General features: G+C 56.8%; 25 protein-coding genes. 9 read left to right on the plus strand and 16 right to left on the minus strand.

Going from position 1 to position 26,455, the window contains the following annotated elements; all coding sequences use genetic code 11:
• Nucleotides 1–119 precede the first annotated feature (119 nt).
• Entirely contained in the window at nucleotides 120–851 is a 732-nt protein-coding gene (locus AC13DE_RS08645) for a TIGR02117 family protein (RefSeq protein ID WP_483047580.1), read from the minus strand.
• On the minus strand, nucleotides 797–976 hold the full coding sequence (locus tag AC13DE_RS08650) for a zinc-finger domain-containing protein (protein ID WP_483047664.1): 180 nt from the start codon (nucleotides 974–976) through the stop codon (nucleotides 797–799). The genes AC13DE_RS08645 and AC13DE_RS08650 overlap by 55 nt, the downstream gene beginning before the upstream one ends.
• A gap of 185 nt (nucleotides 977–1,161) precedes the next feature.
• Between AC13DE_RS08650 and gpmI the strand changes: the two genes are divergently transcribed.
• From gpmI to AC13DE_RS08665, 3 genes are read left to right on the plus strand one after another with little or no spacing between them, the layout of a single operon-like run.
• Complete coding sequence (gpmI, locus tag AC13DE_RS08655; RefSeq protein WP_483047581.1) at nucleotides 1,162–2,685, plus strand: 2,3-bisphosphoglycerate-independent phosphoglycerate mutase; 1,524 nt, start codon at nucleotides 1,162–1,164, stop codon at nucleotides 2,683–2,685.
• Nucleotides 2,682–3,812: a murein hydrolase activator EnvC family protein gene (locus tag AC13DE_RS08660; protein ID WP_483047582.1), complete on the plus strand. Its 1,131-nt coding sequence runs from the start codon at nucleotides 2,682–2,684 to the stop codon at nucleotides 3,810–3,812. The genes gpmI and AC13DE_RS08660 overlap by 4 nt, the downstream gene beginning before the upstream one ends.
• Nucleotides 3,813–3,816: 4 nt before the next feature.
• Nucleotides 3,817–5,154 (plus strand): S41 family peptidase, encoded by a 1,338-nt coding sequence (locus AC13DE_RS08665; protein WP_446295112.1) that lies wholly within the window; start codon nucleotides 3,817–3,819, stop codon nucleotides 5,152–5,154.
• A 79-nt stretch (nucleotides 5,155–5,233) separates the two neighbouring features.
• On the opposite strand, the gene AC13DE_RS08670 is transcribed toward AC13DE_RS08665, so the two are convergent.
• The 6 genes from AC13DE_RS08670 to ilvD all read right to left on the minus strand — a co-directional run bounded on the left by AC13DE_RS08670 (nucleotide 5,234) and on the right by ilvD (nucleotide 10,931).
• On the minus strand, nucleotides 5,234–6,577 hold the full coding sequence (locus AC13DE_RS08670; protein WP_446314579.1) for a TrkH family potassium uptake protein: 1,344 nt from the start codon (nucleotides 6,575–6,577) through the stop codon (nucleotides 5,234–5,236).
• Entirely contained in the window at nucleotides 6,574–7,236 is a 663-nt protein-coding gene (locus AC13DE_RS08675; RefSeq protein WP_446295110.1) for a potassium channel family protein, read from the minus strand. Before AC13DE_RS08675 ends, AC13DE_RS08670 begins: the two co-directional genes overlap by 4 nt.
• A 79-nt stretch (nucleotides 7,237–7,315) precedes the next feature.
• Nucleotides 7,316–7,687 (minus strand): hypothetical protein, encoded by a 372-nt coding sequence (locus tag AC13DE_RS08680; RefSeq protein WP_446295109.1) that lies wholly within the window; start codon nucleotides 7,685–7,687, stop codon nucleotides 7,316–7,318.
• A gap of 10 nt (nucleotides 7,688–7,697) precedes the next feature.
• Nucleotides 7,698–8,471, minus strand: a complete 774-nt coding sequence (locus tag AC13DE_RS08685) for a DUF6478 family protein (protein ID WP_446314580.1) — start codon at nucleotides 8,469–8,471, stop codon at nucleotides 7,698–7,700.
• A 98-nt stretch (nucleotides 8,472–8,569) separates the two neighbouring features.
• Complete coding sequence (locus tag AC13DE_RS08690) at nucleotides 8,570–9,184, minus strand: hypothetical protein (protein WP_483047583.1); 615 nt, start codon at nucleotides 9,182–9,184, stop codon at nucleotides 8,570–8,572.
• On the minus strand, nucleotides 9,165–10,931 hold the full coding sequence (ilvD, locus tag AC13DE_RS08695; RefSeq protein ID WP_483047584.1) for a dihydroxy-acid dehydratase: 1,767 nt from the start codon (nucleotides 10,929–10,931) through the stop codon (nucleotides 9,165–9,167). Before ilvD ends, AC13DE_RS08690 begins: the two co-directional genes overlap by 20 nt.
• A 153-nt stretch (nucleotides 10,932–11,084) precedes the next feature.
• Here ilvD and AC13DE_RS08700 point away from each other — a divergent pair, with 153 nt between their 5' ends.
• The 5 genes from AC13DE_RS08700 to AC13DE_RS08720 all read left to right on the plus strand — a co-directional run bounded on the left by AC13DE_RS08700 (nucleotide 11,085) and on the right by AC13DE_RS08720 (nucleotide 18,100).
• Nucleotides 11,085–14,186, plus strand: coding sequence for an ABC transporter transmembrane domain-containing protein (locus AC13DE_RS08700; RefSeq protein ID WP_483047585.1), 3,102 nt, complete (start codon nucleotides 11,085–11,087; stop codon nucleotides 14,184–14,186).
• Entirely contained in the window at nucleotides 14,183–15,073 is an 891-nt protein-coding gene (locus tag AC13DE_RS08705; protein WP_483047586.1) for a CPBP family intramembrane glutamic endopeptidase, read from the plus strand. The genes AC13DE_RS08700 and AC13DE_RS08705 overlap by 4 nt, the downstream gene beginning before the upstream one ends.
• Before the next feature lie 58 nt (nucleotides 15,074–15,131).
• Nucleotides 15,132–16,076, plus strand: a complete 945-nt coding sequence (gene accD, locus AC13DE_RS08710) for an acetyl-CoA carboxylase, carboxyltransferase subunit beta (protein WP_446295103.1) — start codon at nucleotides 15,132–15,134, stop codon at nucleotides 16,074–16,076.
• Entirely contained in the window at nucleotides 16,073–17,347 is a 1,275-nt protein-coding gene (locus AC13DE_RS08715) for a bifunctional folylpolyglutamate synthase/dihydrofolate synthase (RefSeq protein WP_483047587.1), read from the plus strand. The genes accD and AC13DE_RS08715 overlap by 4 nt, the downstream gene beginning before the upstream one ends.
• Before the next feature lie 99 nt (nucleotides 17,348–17,446).
• Nucleotides 17,447–18,100, plus strand: a complete 654-nt coding sequence (locus AC13DE_RS08720) for a hypothetical protein (RefSeq protein WP_483047588.1) — start codon at nucleotides 17,447–17,449, stop codon at nucleotides 18,098–18,100.
• Here the strand turns inward: AC13DE_RS08720 and zapE are convergent.
• Nucleotides 18,097–19,155 carry a cell division protein ZapE gene (zapE, locus tag AC13DE_RS08725; protein ID WP_483047589.1) on the minus strand — a complete coding sequence of 353 codons (1,059 nt, stop codon included), beginning with the start codon at nucleotides 19,153–19,155 and terminating at the stop codon, nucleotides 18,097–18,099. The two genes, AC13DE_RS08720 and zapE, sit on opposite strands and share 4 nt — an antisense overlap.
• Nucleotides 19,156–19,294: 139 nt before the next feature.
• Here zapE and AC13DE_RS08730 point away from each other — a divergent pair, with 139 nt between their 5' ends.
• A complete protein-coding gene (locus tag AC13DE_RS08730) occupies nucleotides 19,295–20,536 on the plus strand; it encodes an MFS transporter (RefSeq protein WP_483047665.1) in 1,242 nt (413 codons plus the stop codon).
• Here AC13DE_RS08730 and AC13DE_RS08735 read toward each other — a convergent pair.
• The 7 genes from AC13DE_RS08735 to mbfA form a co-directional block, all read right to left on the minus strand.
• Nucleotides 20,533–21,462 carry an alpha/beta fold hydrolase gene (locus AC13DE_RS08735; RefSeq protein WP_483047590.1) on the minus strand — a complete coding sequence of 310 codons (930 nt, stop codon included), beginning with the start codon at nucleotides 21,460–21,462 and terminating at the stop codon, nucleotides 20,533–20,535. The two genes, AC13DE_RS08730 and AC13DE_RS08735, sit on opposite strands and share 4 nt — an antisense overlap.
• Nucleotides 21,462–22,379, minus strand: a complete 918-nt coding sequence (locus AC13DE_RS08740; RefSeq protein WP_483047591.1) for an ornithine cyclodeaminase family protein — start codon at nucleotides 22,377–22,379, stop codon at nucleotides 21,462–21,464. The genes AC13DE_RS08735 and AC13DE_RS08740 overlap by 1 nt, the downstream gene beginning before the upstream one ends.
• Nucleotides 22,376–22,996 carry an HAD family hydrolase gene (locus AC13DE_RS08745; protein WP_483047592.1) on the minus strand — a complete coding sequence of 207 codons (621 nt, stop codon included), beginning with the start codon at nucleotides 22,994–22,996 and terminating at the stop codon, nucleotides 22,376–22,378. The genes AC13DE_RS08740 and AC13DE_RS08745 overlap by 4 nt, the downstream gene beginning before the upstream one ends.
• A 74-nt stretch (nucleotides 22,997–23,070) precedes the next feature.
• Nucleotides 23,071–23,520, minus strand: coding sequence for a YaiI/YqxD family protein (locus tag AC13DE_RS08750; RefSeq protein ID WP_483047593.1), 450 nt, complete (start codon nucleotides 23,518–23,520; stop codon nucleotides 23,071–23,073).
• Between the two features lie 10 nt (nucleotides 23,521–23,530).
• Nucleotides 23,531–24,364, minus strand: a complete 834-nt coding sequence (gene fghA / locus AC13DE_RS08755; protein ID WP_483047594.1) for an S-formylglutathione hydrolase — start codon at nucleotides 24,362–24,364, stop codon at nucleotides 23,531–23,533.
• 101 nt (nucleotides 24,365–24,465) lie between these two features.
• Nucleotides 24,466–25,395, minus strand: coding sequence for an AEC family transporter (locus AC13DE_RS08760; RefSeq protein ID WP_446306097.1), 930 nt, complete (start codon nucleotides 25,393–25,395; stop codon nucleotides 24,466–24,468).
• Nucleotides 25,396–25,461: 66 nt separating this feature from the next.
• Nucleotides 25,462–26,436: an iron exporter MbfA gene (mbfA, locus tag AC13DE_RS08765; RefSeq protein ID WP_446298090.1), complete on the minus strand. Its 975-nt coding sequence runs from the start codon at nucleotides 26,434–26,436 to the stop codon at nucleotides 25,462–25,464.
• Nucleotides 26,437–26,455 lie beyond the last annotated feature (19 nt).

Raw genomic sequence — 26,455 nt, forward strand, 5'->3', positions numbered from 1 at the left:
GCTCCTTGAATGTTTAACCGCCTTTTGCCACGAAGACACCCGTTCTGCCAGCGGACATGTGGCAAACCGCCAGTTTCATTTTGCCAGATAAACTCCCCGCGGAGCGTCCCAGCCCGGCCTCACTCGCCGTGGTATAGGTCGAATGACAGGCTGACCGATAGCGGCAGCGGCGTCCATATCCCAAATCGCACCCCCGCAGCGCGCAGCTGTTCTCCGATCCACACATTGCAGGTGCGCAGGATATTGAACCGACCACGCGCGGCAAGGAAAACATCGCTTGACGTATAGCCTTTCACGTCGATCCGATCCGGCAGTCCCTCGGGGGTCAACGCAAAGCTTTCCCAAATCCCGTCCAGAAGAGCGCGGTATTCTGTTTCGGCAAGACGCAGGTGTCGGATTGGCAGATCCTTATACAATTCTCCGGCTACATCGACCCGCAACACCGAATCGTCGCCAATGATGCCGCGCCAGACGTTGCCCAGGCTCAGATCACTATAGGTGGGGGTTTCGGTGTAAAATCTCCGTGCCCCCCAGCCGATCACCAGCCAGCGCGCCTGAGGCGCGCTTAGCGGAATACCGGCTTGCGCCAGACCGGCAAAACGCGCGCGCGAAAGATCGTCGACCGGCAATAGAATGTCATAATGTATGGGGCCACGAAGCAGTAAAACATCCCGGGTCAATTCGTGCCCATCGACCCCAGGTTCGGCCGAGCGGGCAATCATCGCACCATAGATTGCCGCCATCAGATACAGCGCTGGCAAGATCGCCAGCAGCCCAAGCCATCGTGACAGTTTTTTCAGACTTTGCCCTCGAAGTCTTGGTGAATGAACTTGCAATCGCAATACCCGCATTCCACCCAGCCCTCGTCCTGCGGAATTTGCAGCCAGACACGGGGATGGCCCAATGCACCTTCTCCGCCATCGCAGGCGACGCGCCAAGTATGGACAATACGGGTTTCGGGGGCTTGCGATATCATGCTGTTGTCCTTGGCTTTGGATGCGTTCATCTTATGACCAAACCGGACGGACAGGGCAAGGGTGGGCCGCAGATTTTGGCTCATAGTTCTCTACAAGTTTGTAATCTTCAATGAAACCGGTTCACCATCGGCTGCACAATGGTTAAAAGACGACCAAACCGCCTATAAACCGGAGCAGTTCCAGCATGAATACCCCTAAACCTGTCGTCTTATGTATACTCGACGGTTGGGGCCAGCGCGATGACCCGTTGGGCAACGCGCCTTTGCTGGCGAACACGCCTCATTTTGATCGGATAATGCGGACATCCCCTCATGCTACGCTGACCACCTTCGGCCCTGATGTAGGCTTGCCGGAAGGGCAGATGGGCAATTCCGAAGTCGGACACATGAATATCGGTGCCGGGCGGGTCGTGGCAATGGATCTGGGCCAGATCGACCTTGCGATCGCGCAAGGTTCGTTCGCGCAGCACCCCCCGATGCTTGACTATATCGGCGAGCTGAAAAAGACCGGGGGCACGGCCCATCTGATGGGGGTCATCTCTGACGGTGGCGTGCATGGCCATCTCGATCATATGATCGCCGCGGTTAGAGTATTGCAGCGCCATGCCATTCCCGTTGCGATTCATGCGCTTACGGACGGGCGCGACGTGGCACCGCGATCGGCTCTCGGATATCTTGATACATTGCAAGCAGCCGTGAACGAATCAGAGAACGCACGCATTGTCACGGTTGTCGGGCGCTATTTCGCGATGGACCGTGATAACCGATGGGATCGTATCGAAAAAGCCTTTGACGCCATCGTGAATGGTAAAGGGTCTAGCGCGGCAACTGCATCCGGTGCGGTGACGACGGCTTATGAAGCAGGTGAAAGCGACGAATTCATCACCCCGACGGTGTTGGAGGGCTATGCCGGAGCCAAAGACGGTGATGCACTGTTCTGTCTCAACTTTCGTGCTGATCGGGCCCGGGAAATCTTGGCTGCAATCGGCGCGCCCGATTTTGCGGCGTTTTCCGTGGGTCACCGTCCTGATTGGGCGGCGTTGATGGGTATGGCGGAATACTCGGATGCGCATAACGCTTATATGACGACGATGTACCCCAAGGCAGAGATCGTGAACACGCTTGGGGCTTGGGTAGCGCAAAAGGGCCTGCGTCAGTTCCGGTTGGCAGAGACTGAAAAATATCCGCATGTCACGTTCTTTCTGAATGGCGGGGTCGAAGAACCCGAGGCTGGCGAAGACCGGTTCATGCCGAAATCGCCTGCTGTGGCGACCTATGACATGCAACCCGAGATGTCGTCGTCGCAGGTGACAGACGCTTTTGTCCAGGCGATTGAACAGCGCTATGATTTGATTGTCGTGAACTATGCCAATCCCGATATGGTCGGTCACACAGGCGATCTTCCAGCGGCAATAGCCGCCTGCGAAGCCGTTGATGAAGGTCTTGGGCGGGTATTGAAGGCTCTGGAAACTGCGGGCGGGGCAATGATCATCACCGCCGACCACGGCAATTGTGAAACCATGATAGACCCTGAAACTGGTGGTCCCCATACCGCTCATACACTGAACCCTGTTCCTGTAGCGGTAGTAGGGGCACCCGCGGTCACCGGGCTTCGCACGGGCCGGTTGGCGGATCTGGCACCCACCTTGCTGGCGTTGATGGGGTTGCCGCAACCTGATGAAATGACGGGAAAGTCACTGATAAAATGATGCGCAGGCTTGCCCTTGTCATGCTGATATGGCCCTTTGCCGCTTTCGCGCAATCCGAGGCCGCAGATCAGGCGCGCCGGGCCATGGCGGACTTGGAAACCGCCTCAGCAGCCTTGGCGGCGGCAGATGGGGCCCGCGACAGGGTAAAAGCCTTGACCCAAACCATTCAGGCGTTCGAGGTCGGCTTGGGCGCGATGCGCGAAGGGTTGCGTCAGGCGGCGATCAACGAAGCGCAGCTAAGCAGAAAGCTGGCGTCGCGCGACGGTGAAGTCGCGCAATTGTTGGGGGTCTTGCAAACCATGGGGGGCAATCCGTCGCCGACGTTGTTCTTGCATCCTCAGGGGCCGGTGGGCACTGCCAGAGCGGGTATGTTGTTGGCAGAACTGACACCTGCGCTGAACTCTCGTGCCGACGCTCTGCGCAATGACCTCAACGAGGTGCAGATGTTGCGGACCCTGCAAGCTGACGCCGCGATGCGTCTGCAAGAGGGCCTGACCGAAGTCCAAAGGGCGCGTACCGATCTGAATCAAGCAATGGCGAATCGTACCGATCTGCCCAAACGCTTTACCGAAGACCCTGTCCGTACCGCGATTCTCATATCGACCTCTGAAACATTGTCGGGCTTCGCCAGCGGTTTGTCCGAGATGACGTCAGATCAAATTGACCCGGCCCCCGTGGATTTCGACGGTCAAATCGGTAGTCTGACGTTGCCTGTGCAAGGGGTCATACTTCGCCGTGCCAACGAAACAGATGCGGCGGGCGTGACGCGGCCGGGGCTTATTCTGGCCACCCGGCCCCAGGCGATTGTCACCTCGCCAACCGCTGCGACGATCCGCTATACCGGACCGCTGCTGGATCTGGGCAATGTGGTCATTCTTGAACCGCGGGCGAATACATTGTTTGTCCTCGCTGGGCTGGATGTGGTGTATGGCGCCGCCGGGCAGGTGATCGGTTCGGGCACGCCCATCGGGTTGATGGGCGGTGGGCCCGCCAACCGTGACAACGCGCTGTCACCAAATGGTGATGGGGCTGGCATGGAGCGTTCAGAAACGCTCTATATAGAAGTAAGGGAAAATAACGTGACACAGGACCCTTCAGAATGGTTCCGAACCGACAAGGATGGATAAAACAATGAAGAAATTTGTGATGGCTGCGGTGGGAGGAACGCTGGCAGGCGTGATCGCCACCACCCAGATTGCAGGCCCCTTGCTGGCGCAGGAAACGGCAAAGACCGGAAACGTTTACGAACAACTGGATCTGTTCGGAGACATTTTTGAACGAATCCGCGCCCAATACGTCGAAGAGGTCGACACCGAAGAACTGATCGAAGCCGCCATTAACGGAATGTTGACGTCTCTTGATCCGCACTCGAGCTATCTGTCGCCCAAAGACGCGCTGAAGATGCGGGATCAGACCAGAGGCGAATTCGGCGGATTGGGGATCGAGGTCACCCAGGAAGAAGGCTTTGTAAAAGTTGTGTCGCCAATTGACGGCACACCCGCCGCAGAGGCCGGTATTGAGGCGGGCGATTTCATCACCCACGTCAACGGAGAAAGTCTGCTGGGGCTGACCCTGGACGACGCGGTGGAATTGATGCGTGGCCCGGTCGGGTCCGAAATCGTCATTACCGTGGTCCGGGAAGGCGAAACCGAACCATTCGATGTGACGTTGACCCGTGACACGATCCAACTGACAGCCGTACGCGCCAGAACGGTCGGCAACGCCGTCGTGATGCGGGTAACCACGTTTAACGAACAAACCTACCCCAAGCTGAAAGAAGGCCTGGAAGAGCAGATCAAGGCAGCGGGTGGCATTGATAACATCAGCGGCATCGTGGTCGATTTGCGCAACAATCCCGGCGGTTTGCTGAATCAGGCGATCGCAGTTTCAGATGCATTCCTTGAGAGCGGTGAAATTGTAAGCACGCGCGGTCGGGATGCGGCGGAAGGCGACCGCACAAATGCCACCCCTGGCGATTTGGCGCAGGGCAAGCCGATCGTTGTCTTGATCAATGGCGGTTCCGCTTCGGCATCCGAGATTGTCGCGGGCGCGCTTCAGGATCATCGTCGGGCGATCATCGTCGGCACCAAGAGCTTTGGCAAAGGATCTGTCCAGACCATCATGCCTCTGCGCGGTGAAGGTGCCATGCGGCTTACCACGGCGCGTTATTACACGCCGTCGGGACGGTCGATACAGGCTTTGGGCGTATCCCCCGACATCATCGTGGCCCAGCCTCCGGCGAAACCGGCCAGCACCGAGGACGAACAGTCTAAATCTCGTCCACTGCGTTCCGAGGCCGATTTGCGTGGCAGTCTGAACAACGACAGTCTGACGGATGATCAAGTCGACCAGATCATGGAAGACCGCGCAAAGGCAGAAGAAGCGGCCAAGCTGCGCGAAGAAGACTACCAGCTGGCCTATGCCATCGACATTCTCAAGGGTTTGTCAGCGCTAGGCCCAAAAGAATAACGGGCAACCTTTTGTTCGGAATGTCAGAAAGCCGGCCCAGTATCAGGGCCGGCTTTTGCTTGGCTGCCATAGCCTGTGGTTAACCGAGATAGATCTTGCCGTCGGGATAGCGTACGCGCGGAACCGATTGGGTCGCCAGAAAAAAGCCGATCGTCAGGGGGCCTACGCGCCCCAAAAACATCATCAGCATGATGACCGATCTACCTGTCAGGTCAAGATCGGCAGTTGCCCCCCGCGAAAGACCGACGGTGCCGAACGCCGACGTTACTTCGAAAGCAAGATCGAGAAACTCTCCATCGTGGCTTATGGACGTGACAAAAATTCCTGTCAGCACCAGCAGAATGCTGATTGTCGTCAATGCCATCACCTTGAAAACCTCATCAGACCCCATTGACCTTCCGAAAGCATGTAGGCTGGTGCTGCGACGGAAAAACGCGATGGTGGCGAGGATCAGGACAATAAGGGTAGTTACCTTGATCCCGCCCGCCGTCGAGGTGCTGCCCCCGCCCACCAACATCAGGGTCATGGTCATCAGTGCCGTGCTTTCATGAACATCGGCGTAGTCGATTGTATTGAACCCGGCGGTTCTGGGGGACACTGCCTGAAACCAGCTTGCCCATATCTTGCTGGGGGTGGTTCCCAAATGGCCCAACGTTGATGGGTTGTGCCATTCCAGCACTGCAAACATCATCCAGCCGAACAATATCAGTACAACCGTACCCGCAAGCATGAGTTTGCTGTGAAGGCTTAACCCATGCCAACTACGCTTTTCCCATACGTCGGCCAGAACGATAAACCCAAGACCGCCAAGTATGAACAATGCCGGTATGACCAGGTTGACGATGGGGTCGCCGACCCAATTGGTCAGGTTGTCCGGGAACAGGGAAAACCCTGCGTTATTGAATGCGGAAACACTGTGGAAGATTGCCTGCCATATGCCGCGGCTCCAGCCCATTTCCGGTACGAAAACAAAGCAGAGAAACAGGGCACCGACGGCTTCGGCAATAAAGGCGATCTTTAGAATCGCCTGCACCAACGACGTCAGGTTATAAAAGCTCGATTGGTTCAGGTCTTCACGAAGGATAATTCTTTGAGGCATGCCCAGCGGGATGCCGAGGGCTGACAAAAGCAGAACGGCGAAGGTCATCAACCCCAGTCCACCCATCTGGATCAGCACCACGATGACCAGTTGGCCGAAAAAGTTGAATGTGCTGCCGACATCCACGACCGACAGTCCGGTCACCGTGACCGCCGAAGTCGAGGTGAACAGTGCATCCGCCAAGGTAATGCCGGCCTTGTTCGCCAACGGTGACCACAGCACCAGTGCGCCGACCACGATCAGTGTGAAATAAATCAGGACGAGTACCGCAGGCGGTGGCAACCGCCACCACTTTTGACCGGGGTTGCGATAGATGGCTTTCAAAGGCTTGCCGCGAAATTGCGCAGGTCGGTCCGCTGGCCAAGGAGGATCAGCAGATCATCGCGCTGCAAGGTGCAGTCCTGACCATCGCGTCCGATATATTCGGTGCCACGCATCACGCCGATGCAACGCAGATTGAACTTGCTGGAGTGGGTCAGTGTCTCAAGTCTCTTGCCTTCCAACGATTCCGGAATGCGAAAATTGACCACGTGATAGCCGTTCCCCAAGCTAACATAGTCGCGCACCAACGGGTTGTGGATGACCTGAGCGATGTGTTGGCCAACCTCCACCTCGGGGTGGATAACGCGGTCTACACCAAGCTTGCTTAGAATACGGTGATGGGTCTTGGTTTTCGCCTTGGCCCAGATTGTTTCGACGCCCAGCAGTTTCAAGTTGATGGCCGACAGGATGCTTGACTCAAGATCCGACCCCATCGCAACCAGAGCCATGGAACAGTCACCTAAGCCGGCCTCGCGCAGCGCGGCGTCATCACGGGCGTCTACAATTACGGCCTGACTAAGCTTTTCCACGTGGTTGCTGACGCGCTGTTCGTTCAGGTCCACGCCAATCACGTAGTTGCCAAAGCGTTGCAGCTCGGTTGCGACGGTGGAGCCGAAGTTTCCCAGCCCGATCACGCCTATGGTACGTCGCTTCGCCGCCATCAGGTACTCCTCATTCACCATTCACATGTCTTAACCGGTGAATATATCGTGTCATCGGGCGGAACAAGGTGCAGTAATTTCAGCGGGTTTCGACACAGTGGCGACGGAACGCCCGCTTTAGCATGTCGAGTTCCGCTCGAAGCAAGTCCATTTCGTTACGCAAGTCCACACTTGATACGTCATCACCAATCAAGACCACATTCCCGAGCTTCCTTTCGGACTTTCGGTCTATCACAAGGATGGTCTGGATGCCGTCGGCTATGGCTGCCGCTGGCACGGGTATCGATAAGACCCAGTGGTTCGCCGCCTCGTTGTGCACTAATTTTACGTCTGCAAGCTCGGTATTTGCATGGGTGACAGACAGCTCAGGTTTCACATCGCCGGCATCTGTGATGATCCCTTGCCACACGCCCTCAAGCATCCGGGTTTTGGTCAGTTTTAAAGAGGTCATCCGATGTATCCTAAAGCTTCGCGCGGGGGGAACGGGAAAATGTCAGATCGCGTAGTATTATCTCGTTCATTTCGGGCCCCTCGAATATCAGGTCAATCCAAGCTTTCTCAACGCGCTTTTCGTTAAGGTTGGTATAGGCCAGATCGAATTCGACTGTGATATCCTTTTGATCCAAAGGTAATTCACGAACGATTTGTTCGGTGTTCGGGCCGTGTCGGATGTTCAGCCGGGCAAATATTTCGATCGGTTGTTCTGTTTCGATGATCGCATCAAGGCGCAGCAAATGAGACTTGGCAAGGCCTTCCGTGCAGTCTTCGGGAAGTTCCAGCACCAGGGAAAGGAACGTCCCGTCGAAACGGTATACCTCCAACCGCAAACCGTATGGGGCCAGATCCGCTTCGCGAAGGTTACGAAGCTGTCTGACCCCCATTTCCGAGAGGGTGCAGTCATGAAACAATGTTAATTCATCGCCGATGGCGGATTTGGAAATGGCGGAGGCAATTCCCGGTTTCGGTAATGGTCCGCGCCAGATTTGCGGACGCCAGAGCCAATCGGCGTTGTGAGGTTTGAAAAATTTATCCGACCCAACCAGAGGTTTTGCCAAGCGGTATTCAGCAACATGTATCAGATGATCCAGATAACCCTTGAGCTTTCTGGCACGCCGAGATTGTTTTTGCAGAGTGACAAGATCGACCGTTTTTGCCCGCTCGGCCTTGTCTGCCCATCTGCGCATGATCCGCGCAGACAGTGCCCTGTCGAAAAGCCGAGTATCAAATTTAGCCATAGCTGCCTGCTGCATCGGGTTGATCAGAGGATCGTTTTCAACAACCCTAGCTGCTGAGAGATTTTGGTTCAAACAAATTGGGTGGACAGTCGAAAGCGTTAGCGCCGCGTAGTGACCAGGGTTTTCAGTTCTGGGGTTGCCGCTATGCTGCGTTCGACAAGTTGCAGCAACACCGCACGGCCGGTGGCAGTGACGACCTGACCATTTTGGGGGCCATAAACTGCAATGCCCGCTATCTGGGATCCGATACGCACGATCGCCCGCCACTGAAAGGCCGATAGTCCTTCTATGGGTACGCGGCCTTGTGCCCTGAACACGACCTGATCATCTGATTGTTGGACGTTGCTCAGTTTTTGCAGCGCCGCTGCACCCGCAATCTGCTTGGCACTGGGCAGGGGCCCGGTCTGCGCGTTCGTCAGGCTGACGGTAATCAAGCCAAGAGGGGCCCCGCCAGCCGCCGATGGAACGCCAAGACCGTCACAGCGGGCCATCACAGCGAACCGAGGTTCGAGGCTGGACCGGTCAATGCAAAAGCCGGAGGGTGTCACCAGAACGACGCCATCCGCCATACGTGCCCGTGAAACCGGAGCCGCTGTTTCACCCGCTGCGCGAGACCCAGTCGCCCCTGGCCCGAAGCCCTGACCCGCTTCGCAGGCGACGAGGGTCAACAGGCCAAAAGCGACAAGCGGACCTTTAAAGGTCCATGTAGTCATGGGTTTCAGCCTTACCTCCAGGATGGGTCACCGCACCCAGATATGTTGGCCCAACAAGCTGAGCGTATTTCCACAAGGCACCGCTTTGATAGTTTGTGGCTCGAGGACCGGGCCAGGCTTCTTTGCGCTTGGCCATTTCCTCGTCGCTGACATCGACCGAAATTGATCCAGTCATCGCGTTCAGCGTGATCATGTCGCCCTCTTTCAGCAATGCGATCGGGCCGCCGTATGCAGCCTCTGGTCCGACGTGACCGACGCAAAACCCACGGGTCGCCCCAGAAAAGCGCCCGTCGGTGATCAGTGCCACTTTCTTGCCCATCCCCTGGCCAGACAGGGCCGCGGTTGTGGCCAGCATTTCGCGCATGCCGGGACCGCCGGCAGGCCCTTCGTTGCGGATGACAAATACATCGCCTTCTTTATAGGCGCGGTTCTGCACTGCTTCAAACGCGTCCTGTTCGCATTCAAAAATCAAGGCGGGGCCGGTGAAAACGATGTCGTCCTCGGACATGCCGGCGATTTTCACGATTGCGCCTTCGGGGGCAAGGTTGCCCTTGAGCCCTACGACGCCGCCTGTCTTGCTGATGGGGGTCGCGATCGAATGAATGACCTTGCCATCTGCTTCGCGTTCGATCATGTCCAGCTCTTCGCCGACAGAGCGTCCGGATGCGGTCATGCAGTCGGTGTGAATCAGGCCGGCTTTGCGCAGTTCCTTCATCACCACAGGCACGCCGCCTGCATCGTACAGGTCTTTGGCCACATGCGACCCGCCGGGCTTCATATCGACAAAATAGGGGGTGTCGCGGAAGATTTCGCAGACATCATCAAGGAAGAAGTCGATGCCCGCCTCGTGTGCCATGGCGGGAAGGTGCAGGCCTGCATTGGTTGACCCTCCGGTACAGGCAACGATCCGGGCAGCATTTTCAAAGGCCTGCCGGGTACAGATATCACGGGCACGGATGTTCTTTTTGATCAGGTTCATAACCGCTTCGCCAGAGGCAGCGGCGTATGCATCGCGCGACACATAAGGTGCCGGCATGCCGGAAGAGTTCATGAGCGCCAAACCGATTGCCTCTGACACGCAGGCCATCGTGTTGGCGGTAAACTGGCCCCCGCAGGCACCGGCGGTCGGGCAGGCGACGCGCTCGAGGATATCGAGCGCCGCTTGGGACATCGTGCCGTTTTGGTAGTTGCCCACGGCCTCGAACATGTCTTGTACCGTCAGGTCACGGTTGGCAAAATCCGCCGGGACATCAGCCCCTTCGGGCGCTTTGCCAGGCAGGATCGAGCCGCCATAAAGGAAAACGGAAGGGACATTCAGGCGCAGCATCGCCATCATCATGCCAGGAAGCGACTTGTCACAGCCAGCAAGCCCCACGATCGCGTCATAGCAATGACCGCGCATGGTTAATTCAACAGTATCGGCAATCGCCTCGCGAGAAGCCAACGAAGATCGCATGCCTTCGTGACCCATCGCGATCCCGTCCGTTACGGTGATCGTGGTGAATTCGCGGGGTGTACCTTGTTGCGCTTTCACACCCAATTTTACGGCCTGGGCCTGACGATTCAGCGAGATGTTGCAGGGCGCGGCTTCGTTCCAGCAGGTCGCGACGCCGACCAGCGGCTGGTGAATCTCTTCTTCGGTCATGCCCATCGCGTAATAATACGACCGGTGCGGCGCGCGCTCTGGCCCCTCTGTAACATGACGACTTGGTAATTTGGATTTATCGAAACGGCTGTTGGTGGACATCAGAAAGCCTCCCTGAATGGACATTTCCATTGGAATAGCCACCCAGCCGTGCCGCTGCAAGGCTCAAGCGGCCAGTTGAATAGCTCAGCCCTTGCCATTAGGTGTTTACGCAATATTAGGCACCGTGCCGTCCCTCAGCGAAAGCCGCGCCGCATGGAGCGATCAATCTTTTCCTTTATTTGGAAGTATTCACGCCGCGACCAGCTTGTTCTACTGGCTTTCACGCTGATCACTTTTCCCTTTCTGTACGTGTCGCTCGAGTTACCCAAACGCATCATCAACGATGCCATCGGGGCCAAGAGCGAAGCGATAGATATTTGGGGCATTCAGCTGAGCCAAGTGCAGTTTCTTCTGGTGTTGTGCTTTGCCTACCTTGGTGCGGTTCTTGCGCATGGTCTGTTGAAAATGCGCCTGAACACGATGAAGGGCGTATTGTCTGAACGTTTGCTAAGACGTTTCAGGTATATGCTTATCGCACGGATGATGCGGTTTCCGCGCAGCTATTTCGAAAATACCAGTCAGGGCGAATTGGTATCCATGGTCACCTCCGAGGCAGAACCGATGGGCGGGCTCATGGGGGATGCGGTCGCGCAACCGGTGTTTCAGGCCGGCCAGATGTTGATCATTCTGGTGTTTCTGTTTGTACAATCGCTTTGGTTCGGGTTGGCGGGTGTCGCGCTGATCCCGTTGCAGGCCTATCTGATCCCGATGCTGCAACGTCAGATTAACCTGCTTAACAAGGAACGGATCAAAGAAGTACGGTTGTTTTCGTCTGAAATCGGCGAAACGGCGGCGGGGATCAGCGATCTTCGTACCAATGGGGGTTGGCGGTACCGGCTGGCGACATTCACCGACCGGCTGGGCCGGTTGTTCGACATTCGGTTCCAAATTTACCAGAAAAAGTTCTTCATGAAGTTTCTCAACAACTTCATCACCCAGCTTACCCCGTTTTTCTTTTATGCCGTGGGCGGTTATCTGGCCATCAAGGGGCAGATAACAGTAGGTGCGCTGGTTGCGGCGCTTGCGGCCTATAAGGACCTGTCGAACCCCTGGAAAGAGCTGCTGACCTATTACAATCAGACGCAGGACATGGCTGTGCGATGGGAAGTCGTGGTGGAACGGTTTGCGCCCAGAGGCATGATCGCCCAGGAACTTATCGAAGGAGAACCGGCCGAAATTCCGCACTTGCGGGGCACGATCAAGCTGGAACATATCTCGGTTCGCGGTACCGATGGCAGTGCGATTCTTGAGGATATCAACCTTGAGATACCCAAAGGGTCACGGGTGGCGATGAAGATACCCAGCCAGACCGAACGTAACGCGATGGCCGAACTGCTTACCCGCGAGATATCTCCCAGCAGAGGTCGCGTCATGATCGCCGATCATGATTTGGCAGATCTGCATCAGGCAGTCCTGGCGGCCCGTATCGGTTACGCACAGGGGGGGTCATACATGTTTCAGGGCAATGTCGGTGACAACCTGTTGATGCCTCTGCGCACCAGCCCCAAGACCGTGCTTTGGGACCCCCAGCGGATGGACCGCGATGCGATCGAGACATTAAGATCCGGCAACAGTCGTGACAGTACGAAAGCAGATTGGCTGGATCCAGGCATCGCGGACTTGAACACCATCGAGGACATCAACGATTGGTGGTATGAACTGGTAAAGGCGATCGGCACAGAGGAAATCATGTTTCGCCGCATGGTGACCAATCCGATGGACCCGAACCAAAACCCAGAGCTGGCCGCGAACGTTGTTGCCTTGCGCGGCGAAGTTCATGAACGGCTTAAAGAACAGGGTCTAGACAAGGTAGTCTACCGATTTGACCCCGACCGGTTCAACCCGGCCTTGCCGCTTGGGGGTAATGTGATGTTCGCGGCCCCGGTTCGCAGTATCACGCAAGCCGGTCTGGCGATGGAACGCGGGTTTCTGGCGATGCTGGTTGAACATGGGCTGGCCGAACAGGCCATTGCCATTTCACAGACGCTTGTCGAAACGTTGCACCATACATTTGGCAGGGATGGCACGGACCACCCCTTGTTCACGGCGCTTGGTATCGAAGAGGACCTGTACGAACAGCTTGTCGACATCGCCTCACGCCGCCGCAACGAAGGCGACGCCGTGCTGAGCGAAGATGAATTTTCGCTACTGCTGACTATCCCGTTCGCGTTCACAGCCGAACAGATCGGTCCGGCTTTCCCCGAAAACTTCAAGCAAGAGATCCTGTCGATCCGCAAGAACAAGGGTGCCCTTATACGCGAAAAGGCGAGGGATCTTTTTACTCCGATCACGCCAGACAAGTATCTGCCCCGCATGACCGTGCTGGAAAATGCGCTGTATGGCCGCATTTCGGCCGTCGCCGGATTGCAGGCCGATCTGGTGCTCGATGTGGTTTCGGACGTGTTCAAGTCGCACGGGCTGCATCAGGCGGTGGCGATCAATGCGCTAAACTTCCCGACGACCTTGGGCGGCACGAATATGCCCGCCTTGTTTCAGGAGCGCATGTCTTTTGCCCGAGCCGCGATAAAGCGCCCGGATGTGCTGATAATGAACCATTCGCTAGCGGGACATGATGCAGCGTCTTTGGGCAGGTTGCGTAATCAGTTGAGCGAACTGTTGCCGGAAATGACGCAAATCTATCTGGAAAGCCATTTTGACAGCCCCAGCGATTTTGACATGTCCATCGAGATCAGAGGAGGTCGCGTGGACGGTGTCGCACAGATCGATACGCCGAGCCAGGAAGACACCATTTCGGATGATCTAAGGCGCAAGCTGCGCATCATTGCGCGTAACGAGCTTTTCAATAATCTTGATCCGCGCAATCAGCGTTTGCTTGCCTTTGCCGCGCAGTGGATTTCGATAGAGAAGGGTGGTCAGATATTCGCCATGGGGCAAAGGCCGGATGCAGTTTATCTGTGCCTGTCAGGCAAGAGCGAACTGAATTGGGTAGATCCGAACGGGGCAAGCCATCACGTGTCTACCGTGGAAGCAGGCAGGTTGATCGGCGACCTTGCAGTGTTGATGAACGAACCGCGGCAATTTGACTTTATCGCAGTCGAAGACAGTAGCTTTTTGAGGATCGGGGCCGATCAGTTCCGGTCGGTCGTCGAAAATGACAAGGTTATTCTGCTAAGCCTGCTGCGCACGGTTTCGAGCCACCTGACCGGGGCCGCCGACTTGTTACGCACCGCGGGAATAGACATCCCGCGCACCGGTGAGAATTTACCGGTACCACTTGGGGATAAACGCTCGTGAACAGATATTCAGCCCATGCGGCGTTTTATGCGCCAGCAATTCCAAGTGCTGCGGTTTGGCGTGTCGTCATTGGTTTCTTGGCGGCCTCGGCAATTTATCTGTTGCTGAATAATCTTTTATTTGGCGCGGTCTTTTCAGTTCTGGGCGCGCAAAGTGACGCGTTCTACCAAGATATCATGGCGGGGCGCACCCCGTTCGCGATGCTGTTGCTGTTGGGAAGCTTCGGGTTGATGATCACCGGTGTGGCCGTGGTGACCCGTCTCATCCATCGGCGTTCTTTCCTGGGCCTGATCGGGCCTATGGAACTGGCTTTGTCCCAGTTCGGCGCAGTTTTGGGGGTAATGGTGTTGCTGAACGCAGCAATATACGTTCTGCCCCCTTGGGACATGGGAGCAGACTATGTTCCAAACATGGAATTTTCCAAGTGGGTCCTGCTGCTGCCCTTTTCTCTCATCGGGGTGCTGATTCAGGTCACGGCTGAGGAAATGGTTTTCCGCGGCTACGTTCAGCAACAGCTTGCCGCGCGCTTCCGGTCTCCGCTTGTCTGGATGGTGTTGCCTGCTGCGCTGTTTGCCCTGGGCCATTACCTGCCTGACCAAGCGGGTGAAAATGCATTTCTCATTGCGCTATGGGCGGGGGTTTTCGGCATGCTGATGGCTGACCTCACGGCGCGGTCAGGGTCGTTGGGTCCGGCGATTGCCGTGCACTTTTCAAACAACGTTGCCGCTATCGTGTTTATCTCGATGCCGGATGACCTGTCGGGGTTGGCCTTGTACCTGACCCCGTTTGGAATGGACAATCCCGAAGAGCTGCGCGCATGGTTGCCTGTTGATTTTGCCCTCATGCTAGTAACCTGGCTAGCAGCCCGGCTGGCGATCCGCCGTTGATTGCAATTTCGCCCACGCCGGCTTATCTGAAAGTCGAAACTGAAAGCAAAGGTTCGCCATGAACTGGATCAACAACTACGTTCGCCCTCATATCAATTCAATCTTCTCGCGCCGCGAGACGCCTGACAATCTTTGGACCAAGTGCGAAGAATGCGGGACCATGTTGTTCCACCGCGAGGTGTCAGACAACCTGAATGTATGCACAAGCTGTGGCCACCACATGGCGATCACCCCACGTGCGCGGTTTAAGGCATTGTTCGACGGAGGCGTGTTCGTAGAGGTTAAGGTGCCAGCACCGACGCCTGATCCGCTCCATTTCCGCGACCAAAAGAAGTATCCCGACCGACTGAAAGCTGCGCAGAAACAAACGTCCGAGGCCGAGGCAATGCTGGTTGCGAAGGGTGAAATCGGGCGAACGCAGATTGTTGCAGCGGGGCAGGACTTTTCGTTTATGGCCGGGTCGATGGGGATGTATGTCGGGAACGCCATAATTGCTGCGGCACAAGAAGCCGTGAAGTTGAAGGCACCGCTAATTCTGTTTTCCGCTGCTGGAGGTGCGCGGATGCAAGAAGGCATTCTTAGCCTCATGCAGATGCCCCGGACGACGGTCGCAGTCCAGATGCTGAAGGAAGCCGGATTGCCGTATATCGTCGTGCTGACCCATCCGACGACGGGCGGGGTAACGGCGAGCTATGCGATGTTGGGGGACGTTCAAATCGCCGAGCCCGGTGCCTTGATCTGTTTTGCAGGTCCCCGCGTTATCGAACAGACGATCCGCGAGAAGCTGCCTGAGGGTTTTCAACGTGCGGAATACCTCTTGGACCACGGGATGCTGGACCGTGTGACCCCGCGCACCAAGCTGCGCGATGAGCTGATCGAGATCACCCGCATGCTGATGAAGCTGCCCCCAGCGGTGCGCGGTGATTTGCCGCCTCCTACCGAAGGAGGTGATTTACCGCATGCTCTGTCAGAGGGTAACAAGGCGGAAAAAGCCAAGAAATGACGCACTCAGGCTCTGATGTGGTGCTGGCGCGCATGATGGCGCTGCATCCAAAGATCATCGACCTGACGCTTGACCGGATGTGGCGGTTGCTGGACGCATTGGGAAATCCCCAGGATCAACTTCCGCCGGTGATACATATCGCGGGCACCAATGGAAAAGGGTCGACACAGGCCATGATCCGGGCGGGCCTTGAAGATGCAGGCCACCGGGTCCATGCCTATACCTCGCCGCACCTGGCGCGGTTTCATGAGCGCATCCGGGTCGCAGGAGAGCTGATTTCAGAAGACGCGCTGACAGCTATCCTGGACGAATGTTATGACGTGAATGCTGGCCGGGATATTACGTATTTCGAGATAACCACCTGTGCCGCTTTTCTTGCCTTTGCGCGTACGCCCGCGGATTTTACATTGTTGGAAGTGGGGCTTGGCGGTCGCCTGGACGCGACAAATGTCGTGCGGCAACCGGCGCTGACGATCATCACTCCGGTGTCGATCGACCATCAGCAATATCTGGGCAATACGCTGGCCGAGATAGCTGGTGAAAAGGCCGGCATCATCAAACGCCAGGTGCCTTGCATCATCGGCCCACAGGAAGATGCGGCACTGCAAGTCATTGAAGCCCAGGCCGCCCGACATCGCGCCCCGGTATTGGCAAGCGGGCAGCACTGGCACGTGGCGGAAGAGGCCGGCAGAATGGTCTATCAGGATGAAACCGGGTTGCTCGATTTGCCGCGCCCCAACCTGTTGGGCGCACACCAGATTTCCAATGCAGGGGCCGCTTTGACGGCTTTGCGTCATCTTGGGATCGCAGCGCCACATTGCGAGGCCGCCGTCACGCGAGCCGAGTGGCCGGCGCGTATGCAGCGGCTGCGCAAGGGGCCGCTGACTGATAGCGCTCCGCTGGCCGAAATATGGCTGGACGGGGGGCATAATCCTGCCGCTGGCCAAGCGATTTCCAAGCTGTTGGCAGACATGCCGAAACGGCCCACCTACTTGATCTGCGGTATGCTGAACACCAAGGATATCGGCGGGTACTTGCGGCCATTGGCCGCGCATGCCGACCACCTCTATGCGGTCTTGATCCCGGGCGAAGCAGCCACCCTGCCAGCGCATCAGACAGCCGTCGCCGCCCAAGAAGCGGGCATGGCGGCAAGCGAGGCATCCTGCGTACTGGATGCACTGAGCGAAATTGTTGCGCGAACGCCTCAGGCGCGGGTGCTGATCTGCGGGTCGCTGTACCTCGCAGGGGGTATCCTTCGCGAAAACGGATAACTTTTTAAACGTTATATCCCGTGCTGTTTACGAACTATAGCACCCTGTCTGCATAAGGTCGCGAGGTGATAACTCTTGTCCTTTGGGGGGACTATAACAATGACCGATGCGAAAAAGAATTTTAGTACTATACAACTCGTCTTCATCCAGGTTGGGTTGCTGGCCGTATTTATCGGGACCAGCCAGTTTTTTGAAGTTCAATGGGGGACAGTGTTCGATCGCGGCCAAGTTTCGACACGCGAAGGCAGGCTGCCCGCTGAAGAACCGGGCGGGAGTGTAGAATCGCCAGCGGCCTTGCTGGCGCAGATGTACAACGACCCGTATTCAGATGTCTCTGAAACGGTGGACGTCGTCGTTAAATCCTACGAAAATACGGCCAAGGGACGGGTGCTTGCGTCTTACCTAGTATGGGCGATCAGCTCGGCGAAACCTGACGGTTATATCGATACTTTGTTGAACAGTGCCGCGAAAAACGGTGATTTCAACATACCGGAAGCCCTGCTTACGCTGTCGGGGCGTTTGGATACCCCCAGTTTGTTGAAATCGGTCCTTTTAGCCGGGGAACGGGAAAAGCCAAAGGCACCCCCCCGGGCGCAACAGCACCTACTCAAGCTGTCCGATAGCCTCGCGGGGTTATCCCTGACGTATTATGGTAATCCGCAGGCGCACATGCGCATTTCGGATGCGAATGAGGTCATGCCGCGGATCGCGGAAGCGCAAGTCGGGCAGATTGTTGAAATTCCTGGCTTTTAATTGCCCCAGTCTTCAGCCTGCATTTCCCGTAAACGCGAAGCTGTGCGTTCAAATTCAAACGTCCCTTCGCCTTCAAGGTATAACATTTCGGGGGGCGCTGCGGCAGAACAGATCAGTCTGACTTTTGCTTCGTACAAGGCGTCGATCAAGGTAACAAACCGCTTGGCTTCGTTAAAATTTGACCGGCCCAAACAAGGAATGTTGTCCAACATCAACACGCGAATTGCCTTTGCCAATGCAAGATAGTCCGCGGCACCCAGGGGTTTTCCGCACAGCGCATGAAAACCGGCTCGGGCGATCCCGTTGCGGAATTGGGGTATAGCCACGTCACGGCCCTTGACGCGAATGATCAACTCGTCACCCGCGCCGCCGGCCAGATCGTCCCAGACTGCATCCATCGCCGCGCGGCTTTCGGCATTGACAGGGGTGAAATATGACTGAGCACCGGCCAATCTATCCTGCCGATAGTCATGTGGGCTGATCAACTCTTCGACTTCCATCCGGTCCTTGATCAATTCAATGAAGGGCAGGAAAATAGAGCGGTTCAAACCGTCTTTGTATAGATCATCGGGCGGGCGGTTCGACGTAGTGACCACCACCACGCCCGCTGAAAAAAGCGCTTGGAACAAGCGTCCCACGATCATTGCATCGGTTATATCGGTAATCTGCATCTCATCAAATGCCAGCAGCCGCACGGTTGCGGCGATGTCGGCGGCAACCGGGGCGATAGCATCATCCACGCCGGTCTTGCGAACCTCGTGCATAGCATTGTGAATTTCTTGCATAAAGGCGTGAAAATGCACACGACGGGTCGGAACGTCGCGCATGTTTTGCGCAAACATGTCCATTAGCATGGATTTGCCTCTGCCGACGCCCCCCCACAGGTACAGCCCCTTGGGCGGTTCGGGTGCGCGTTTGAAAAACCCTTTTTTCTCGGGCGTCAACAAGGCCGTGCGGATGCGATCAAACTGAGGCAGGATCGCCATCTGAGCGGGATCCGGCGTAAGGCTGCCGTCCGCAACGCGTTGATCATAAAGGGTACGCAAAGTTGTCATGCCTGTGGCTTACAACGCTATAATCGGATTGAAAAGTGCGCCAGTGGGCAGCCGGTGAACGGAGCCTGAGCAACATTGGATGGAATTGACACCCCGTAAATCAAGGATAGTGTGGCGCGATCTCGGCGTGGAGCAACCGGTGGATAGAAAAACCTCGATATTTACCCCGGTTTTGATTGTGGGGTGCCTGATCGTGATGGTCAGTTTCGCCGTTCGCGCGTCTTTTGGCGTGTTTCAAATTCCAATCGCCGCTGAATTCGGCTGGCTGAGATCTGAATTTTCACTGGCCATAGCGATTCAGAACCTGGCGTGGGGCATCGGTCAGCCAATTTTCGGTGCAATTGCGGAAAAAATCGGCGACCGCCGCGCGATTGTTGCCGGATCGCTGGTTTATGCTATCGGCTTGGTGCTTTCTGCCAATGCGGTTTCCCCGATCGAACACCAAACCTATGCGTGGCTGATCGGGTTCGGAATTGCTGGCACTGGTTTCGGGGTCATTCTGGCTGTTGTCGGGCGTGCGTCTACAGCGGGAAACCGGTCGATGTCATTGGCTGTTGCAACGGCCGCAGGCAGTGCCGGGCAGGTGTTTGGTGCCCCCGTCGCGGAATGGATGCTGGGGTTTTTGACATGGCAAACAACGTTTGTGGTTTTTGCCGGGGCTATTCTAGCCATGCTTCTGACCTTGCCGCTGATGCGTGCTCCGGAAATGGCAAGCAAAACCGAGCTTGAGGAAAGTCTGGGCCAAATCCTGGCCAAAGCCTTCAAAGACCCGAGCTTCAGCTTGATCTTTCTGGGGTTCTTCTCGTGCGGATATCAGTTGGCTTTTCTTACCGCGCATTTCCCTGCGTTCGTCACCGAGCTTAGCAGCCCGATCCCGGTGGGCGGGTTTTTGCATAATATCGGGATAACCACGACCTCTGCCTTGGGCGCTGTTGCGATCTCGTTGATCGGCCTTTCCAACATCGCCGGGACGCTTTTGGCCGGTTGGGCAGGCAAAAGGTTCTCAAAAAAGTATTTGTTGGCGGGGATCTACACCGGACGGACGGTGATATCTGCCCTGTTCATATTGCTGCCGATCACCCCGTTTTCGGTTATCGTGTTCTCGATCGCGATCGGTTCGTTATGGCTGGCTACAGTGCCGCTGACCAGTGGTTTGGTCGCACATATTTACGGTCTGCGATATATGGGAACGCTTTACGGCATCGTTTTCTTCAGCCATCAGCTGGGCAGCTTTCTGGGTGTCTGGCTTGGCGGGCGGCTGTATGATGTATACGGCGGATATACTGCGGTTTGGTGGATAGGCGTTGGTGTCGGCGCGTTCAGCGCAATTGTGCATTTGCCTATTCGCGAGCGGCGGTTGACCGGGCTTGTGACCGTCTAGGCAGAAGGTTGAAGATATGCAGTCATTTCTTCGATCACCTGGGGCGCGTGGGTATACGGCAGGCCATGCCCGGCACCTGCAATCACCGCGTGTCGAGCGTCGCGGTTCCATTCTGCCAGACAGCCTATGGCAGAAGCGGGAATGACCTGGTCGTCCGCGGCCCATATCGCGAACACAGGTAAGCCCGCAGCCGAAATCGAGAGGTGCTCATCTCTCAGCACATCCGCTAGAATGCCGCGGCGGCTCGCCAGAATCGCGGCGACATAGCCCTTGTAGGCTGTTTGTTTTCTTTGCATGTCATATACATCGGGGACGCTGCTTGGCCGGTGTTGTTCTGCTTTGACAGCACGGTGAAACATTGACGGAAAAAGTGCCATCATCAGCCAGTCACCCAGGATCGGGGTCTGGATGATAAAGCTCATCAGGCCACGTGAGGTCAGGCCCATGCCCGCGGGGGCCAGCAGGATCACACGGTTGACCTTGTCAGGGAACGCCGCGGCAAAGCATGTGGCGATCGAGCCGCCCATCGAATAGCCCATGACGGTAACGGGCTCTGTGACGTTCTGGTTTTCAAGGAGTTCCTCGAGCTGACCGAGAAAAAAATGACGGTCCTGCGCACCGCTGGGGCGGTCGGAATAGCCCCGTCCATACAGATCGTAGGTGAGGGTCCGGTACCCCATGGCGACCAGACCTTTGGTGATCGCGCGCCAGGCAAAACTTGGGGTTGTCAGCCCGTGGATACACACCGCGATCGGACCCTCGGGGGGGCCGAGCCATTCAAAATGAGTTACCCCCTGACTTAGTTCCGCAAACTGCCCCGAGGCCCCGCCGCGGGTGACGTCTGTCATCGGTTTCCGGTACCGTTCGATCAATAGGGGAGCGGCGGCGATACCCATCGCCACGAGCGCCAAGAAAAGCCACATCATCAGCGCTTGCGCCAACGATCCAAGATGTAGCGGCTGGTCATCAGATCCAGATGCGCGCCGCCGCCATTCTTGAACAGGGTAATCTCATCGACAGATCTTCTTTTGAACTGCGCCAGATCATAGTAATCTGCCAATATCGAACCGCGGGTGATTGCCCCGGATCCAAGCGGTATTTTCAGCTCTCCGATATGATCTACGGTGGTGTCGAAACTGTCGACAAAGACACGTGCACGGTTCAGTGCCACATCATCGACCTCGCGCATGTCGGGGCGATATGCCCCGATTAGATCAATATGTTGCCCGGGCTTGAGCCAGTCGCCCTTAATCAACGGCGACGTAGACATCGTGGCGCAGGTAACGATGTCAGCCGCGCGCACGGCAGTCTCAAGATCCCGGACCACACGGAGCCCGGGAATGTCGGCCGCCATCGCTGCGGCATTCGGGGCGGATCGGTTCCAGATCAGGAATTGCGCGTCGGGGAACAGCGACGAATAGGCTGCGTGCAAGCCACGCCCCTGGGTGCCAGCCCCAACGATCAAAATATTCTTGCTGTCAGGGCGGGCCAGTAAACGTGCGGCCAGCAGACTATCGCCCGCCGTCTTCCACTTGGTGACCAGGTGAAAATCCACCAGAGCCTCGAGCGCCCCGTTCGCGTCCCCATAAAGCGAGACCCCGCCATTCACCATTGGCACACCCTTTGCGGGGTTTCCGGGAAACACGGTCGCAGATTTTACCGCCAGCCCCAGCCCGTCAATCCATGCCGCGCGGTTCAATAACGTATCTTTGCCGCGGTACAGAAAGGTATCAGCGATTTCAGCCTTGGGTTGATCGTGTCCGGATATCAGTGCATCGGTCAGCTCAAGCCAGTCGAGTTGCGCTTCGCCAGCGTCGAAAGGGATGATCTCAATCTGGGTCATGCCGCGTCCTCCGGCGATAGCAAGCCTTCGTCGACCAGTCGTGCCGCCCACCCGGTAGGACCTTCAAATAGATGGGTTTGCCAGCCCCGAACACGTGCGGCGGCGATATTTTCAGGGCGATCATCCGTGAAAAGGAGCGCATCGGGGGAAAGCCCGGTCTGCTGTTCGACCGCGGCAAAAATTTCGGGGTCTGGTTTGATCATGCGCAGATGACCGGAAATGAAATCGCGGTCAAATTCACGGAGGAACGGATAATGCCGCGCCGCGAGATCGTAGGATTGGATACCAAAGTTGGTGAGCGAAAATACCGGGATATTATTGCTTTGCAGTGCCTTCATCAGACGCACAGAATGGTGAATGACCGGGGAGGCCATTTCGATCCAGCGATCATGCCAAAGGCGTATTTCATCGCGCCATTCTGGAGTGGAATCCGCGGTCGCATAGATTGTATCGGTAAAATGCTCGCCGCTATCGACGCGGTCATTCATCGCGTGCAAATCTACAGCTGCGAACATGGCTTGGCGACGATCCGCGCCGATCACGGAATCAAAGAACCTTTCGGGCTGCCATTCAATCAAGACATTTCCAATATCGAATACGACTGCGGCGGGTTTCATTGCGGATCCTGTCAGTAGATGGCGAAGTTATGGGAAAACTTCACACAGTAAGGGTAAGAGGAGAGCGAGAGCTTTCAGCGTTGCGCCAAGCGCATCTCACGTTCCAGCGCTTCCAAAAAACGCGAGCGGTCCGCCTTTGTAAAGCCTTTGCCGCCTCCTTGTCTGAAAGGATCGGCGGCGCGCAAATCTGTCATCAGATCACGGGTCGCCAAAACGTTGCCGATATTGGCGGCGGTCAAGGCTTCGCCGTTATGTTCCAACACCCGCGCGCCTGCCTCGATACAGCGCGCGGCCAACGGAATGTCGCCGGTCACCACAACATCGCCGGGGCCGCAGCGGTCGGCTATCCAGATATCGGCAATATCGGGGCCATCAGGGACGATAATCGTTTCTACCAGCGGATTTTGCGACGGTCGCAACCCGCCGTTCGAGACGACATACATGCGGACCTTGTGACGTGTGGCAACACGCTCGGCTTCTGCTTTTACGGGGCACGCATCGGCATCAATGAAGAGGGAAGTCATCGGCGCTGTGTCAATCGGCATAGAGCGCATCGGCGTGAAACGCGACGTGATCTTCCATGAAAGTGGAAATAAAGAAATAGCTGTGATCATAGCCGGGTTGCATGCGGAATATTCCGTTTTGTCGCCGTTTTGCCAGCGCCGCGGCCAAGGCTTCCGGCTTTAACAAGTCGAGAAACTGGTCGTTTGTCCCCTGATCAATCAGGATTGGACCATCAAACCCGTTCTCGGCCATCAAGAGCGTTGCGTCGTGTTTGCCCCAGGTTTCTTCATCAGTGCCGAGATATGCGGAGAGTTGCTTGCGCCCCCAATCACTGTTGGTCGGATTGGCAATGGGCGCGAAGGCGGAGACCGAGGTGAAACGCCCCGGCAGGTTCATCGCAAGGGTAAGGGCACCGTGCCCCCCCATCGAATGGCCGCAGATTGCCTGGCGGCTCATGTCGAGCGCGAAATTTTCAGACAGCAGGGCCGGAAGTTCGTCAGCAATATAGTCCCACATCTGAAAATGTGTTTGCCACGGGCCTTGAGTCGCGTTGACGTAGAACCCGGCACCTTTACCCAAATCATAGGCATCATCGTCGGGCACGTCCTGGCCGCGCGGGGATGTATCGGGAAAGACAACCGCGATGCCGTGTTCAGCCGCCCAGGCCTGGGCACCGGCTTTGGTCATCGCGTTTTCATGGGTGCAGGTCAGCCCGGAGAGAAACCACAAAAGAGGAACCGGCCCCTGCTTTGCCTCTTCGGGCAGGAACAGGCCAAACGTCATGTCGCATTTGCAGGAGGTCGACGTGTGGGCATATACCCCCTGAATGCCTTGGAAGCTGGTATTTTCCGAAATGGTTTTCATGGCGGGCTCCTTTAGGAATGTCTGTTCTAGGGCTATCGGGCATTGACGAGCGCGGCAAGGGAGGCCCGCTCCGCGGGGGAGTATTTTTAAAAGGGTGAATGTTACACGGCCGTCACCCAGGCGATGACGATGCTGACCGTGAAAATACTGAGAGCGGTGGACACTAAAATAGCGGCTGAAACACGTTGCGGGCCCACATTATAGTGCTGGGCCAACATGTATACATTGCCGGCCACCGGAAGAGCGGCCGCAGATATGATGACACCCGCCTTGTAGGGGTCGACGTGAAACAGCGCGAAAGCCGCGATTGCGACGAAGGCGGGGTGGAGGATCAGTTTGCAAAAGGTCAGCCAGCCGGCGACCTGAAGCTTTTCGGCCGACTTGGTCGCGAGCGAAGCGCCAATGGCGAACAGCGCGCCCGGGGTGGCGGCTCCGCCGAGGATCATCAGAAAGTCATTCATCGGGTCAGGGATGGGGATACGAAGACCTGACCAGACGAAGCCAAGCCCCATGGCGACGATCATCGGATTCTTGATGAGGCCCATGCTGATCGTGCGAAGGACGCGCATGCTCATCTGGCCGTCGCGCGAGCCTGTGATAAGGATGACGATGAGGCTGGAGAACACGATCAAGTCTATGGCCAGGACCAATACGACCGGGCCAATTGCTTCGGGACCAAGCAACAGGGTAAGCATCGGCACGCCGAGAAAGCCGGTGTTGCCAATTACGGCGCATTGCGCTTCCATTGCGTTGCTGGCGACATCCAGATTGCGCAGGAAACCCACCATGCTGGCAATGCCATAGACGAAGGCCGTGCCCCAAAGGTAGGCGGCTACAAGTCGGTTATCCCACACGTCGGCCAAGGACAGGCTGGCTGAAAAGTGGAACAGCATCGCCGACAGGGCGAAGTAGAACACGAATTTCGTCAGGTAGGCCGTGGCTTCCGCAGTGAAAAAGCGGGTGCGACCGGCCCAGTACCCGAGCCCGATGAGCGCAAAAAACGGTAGGGTTTTGAGGAAGATCGCAAACATCAGGAAGTGTTAGCTGTCGCGGGCACAGGGTGCAACGGTACAGCTGGGCCCAATGCGTATTTTAGATCATCCAGAGCCAATAAGAACACCCACCGCAAAAACCAGTGCCCCGCCAAGCACGACCTGGAAGGCGGCGCGAAAGAAAGGCGTGTTCATGTAGCGGTTTTGTATCCAGGCAATGGCCCACAGCTCTATGAACACCACGCCGAACGCGATGATCGTCGCGGTCCAGAAGTCCGTGATAAGATAGGGCAAAGCGTGACCCAGCCCGCCCAGTGTGGTCATGACGCCCGCGGCCAAGCCGCGCTTGATCGGCGAGCCACGGCCCGAAATCTGGCCGTCGTCCGATGCAGCTTCGGTAAACCCCATCGAGATACCCGCGCCGACCGAGGCCGCAAGGCCGACGAGGAAGGTGGTCCAGGTATTTTGGGTCGCAAAGGCTGTGGCGAAGATCGGGGCGAGTGTCGAAACCGACCCATCCATCAGCCCGGCCAGGCCCGGTTGCACCCAAGTCAAGATAAACTGGCGGTGTGCTTCGGAATTTTCCTTCACGATGGTGTCGTCGGTCAGGTGTTCGTCGCTCAGGTTTTCCGCAGTAAGCTGGTGGCCTGCTTCGGCGGCGGCCAGATCTCCGAGCAATTTGCGCGTGGACGCGTCGGAACTGCGTGCCGCCGCCAAAAGGTAGAAGCGTTCGGCTGCTTGCTCCATCGCATTGGCTTCGGCGCGAATACGGTCGAGGCCGAGGTTTTCGATCAGCCAGACGGGTGTGCGGGCGTAGTACCCCGATACGTGCTCGCGACGGATGAGCGGAATGACACTGCCGAACCTTTTGCTATGAAGATCTATCAACTGCTGTCGGTGGCTGTCTTCTTCGGTTGCCATGCCGTCGAAAACGGCCGCACTGTCTGGATATTCGCTGCGCAGATTTTCGGCGTATCCACGGTATATGCGCGCATCGTCTTCTTCGGAAGAGATGGCGAGAGCGATTATTTCCTGTTCTGTCAGATCATCAAAACGTTTGCGGTTGAGGAAGGAACGCATGAGGGCACTTTCTTGCAGC

Source organism: Sulfitobacter sp. L-8 (genome assembly GCF_056859255.1).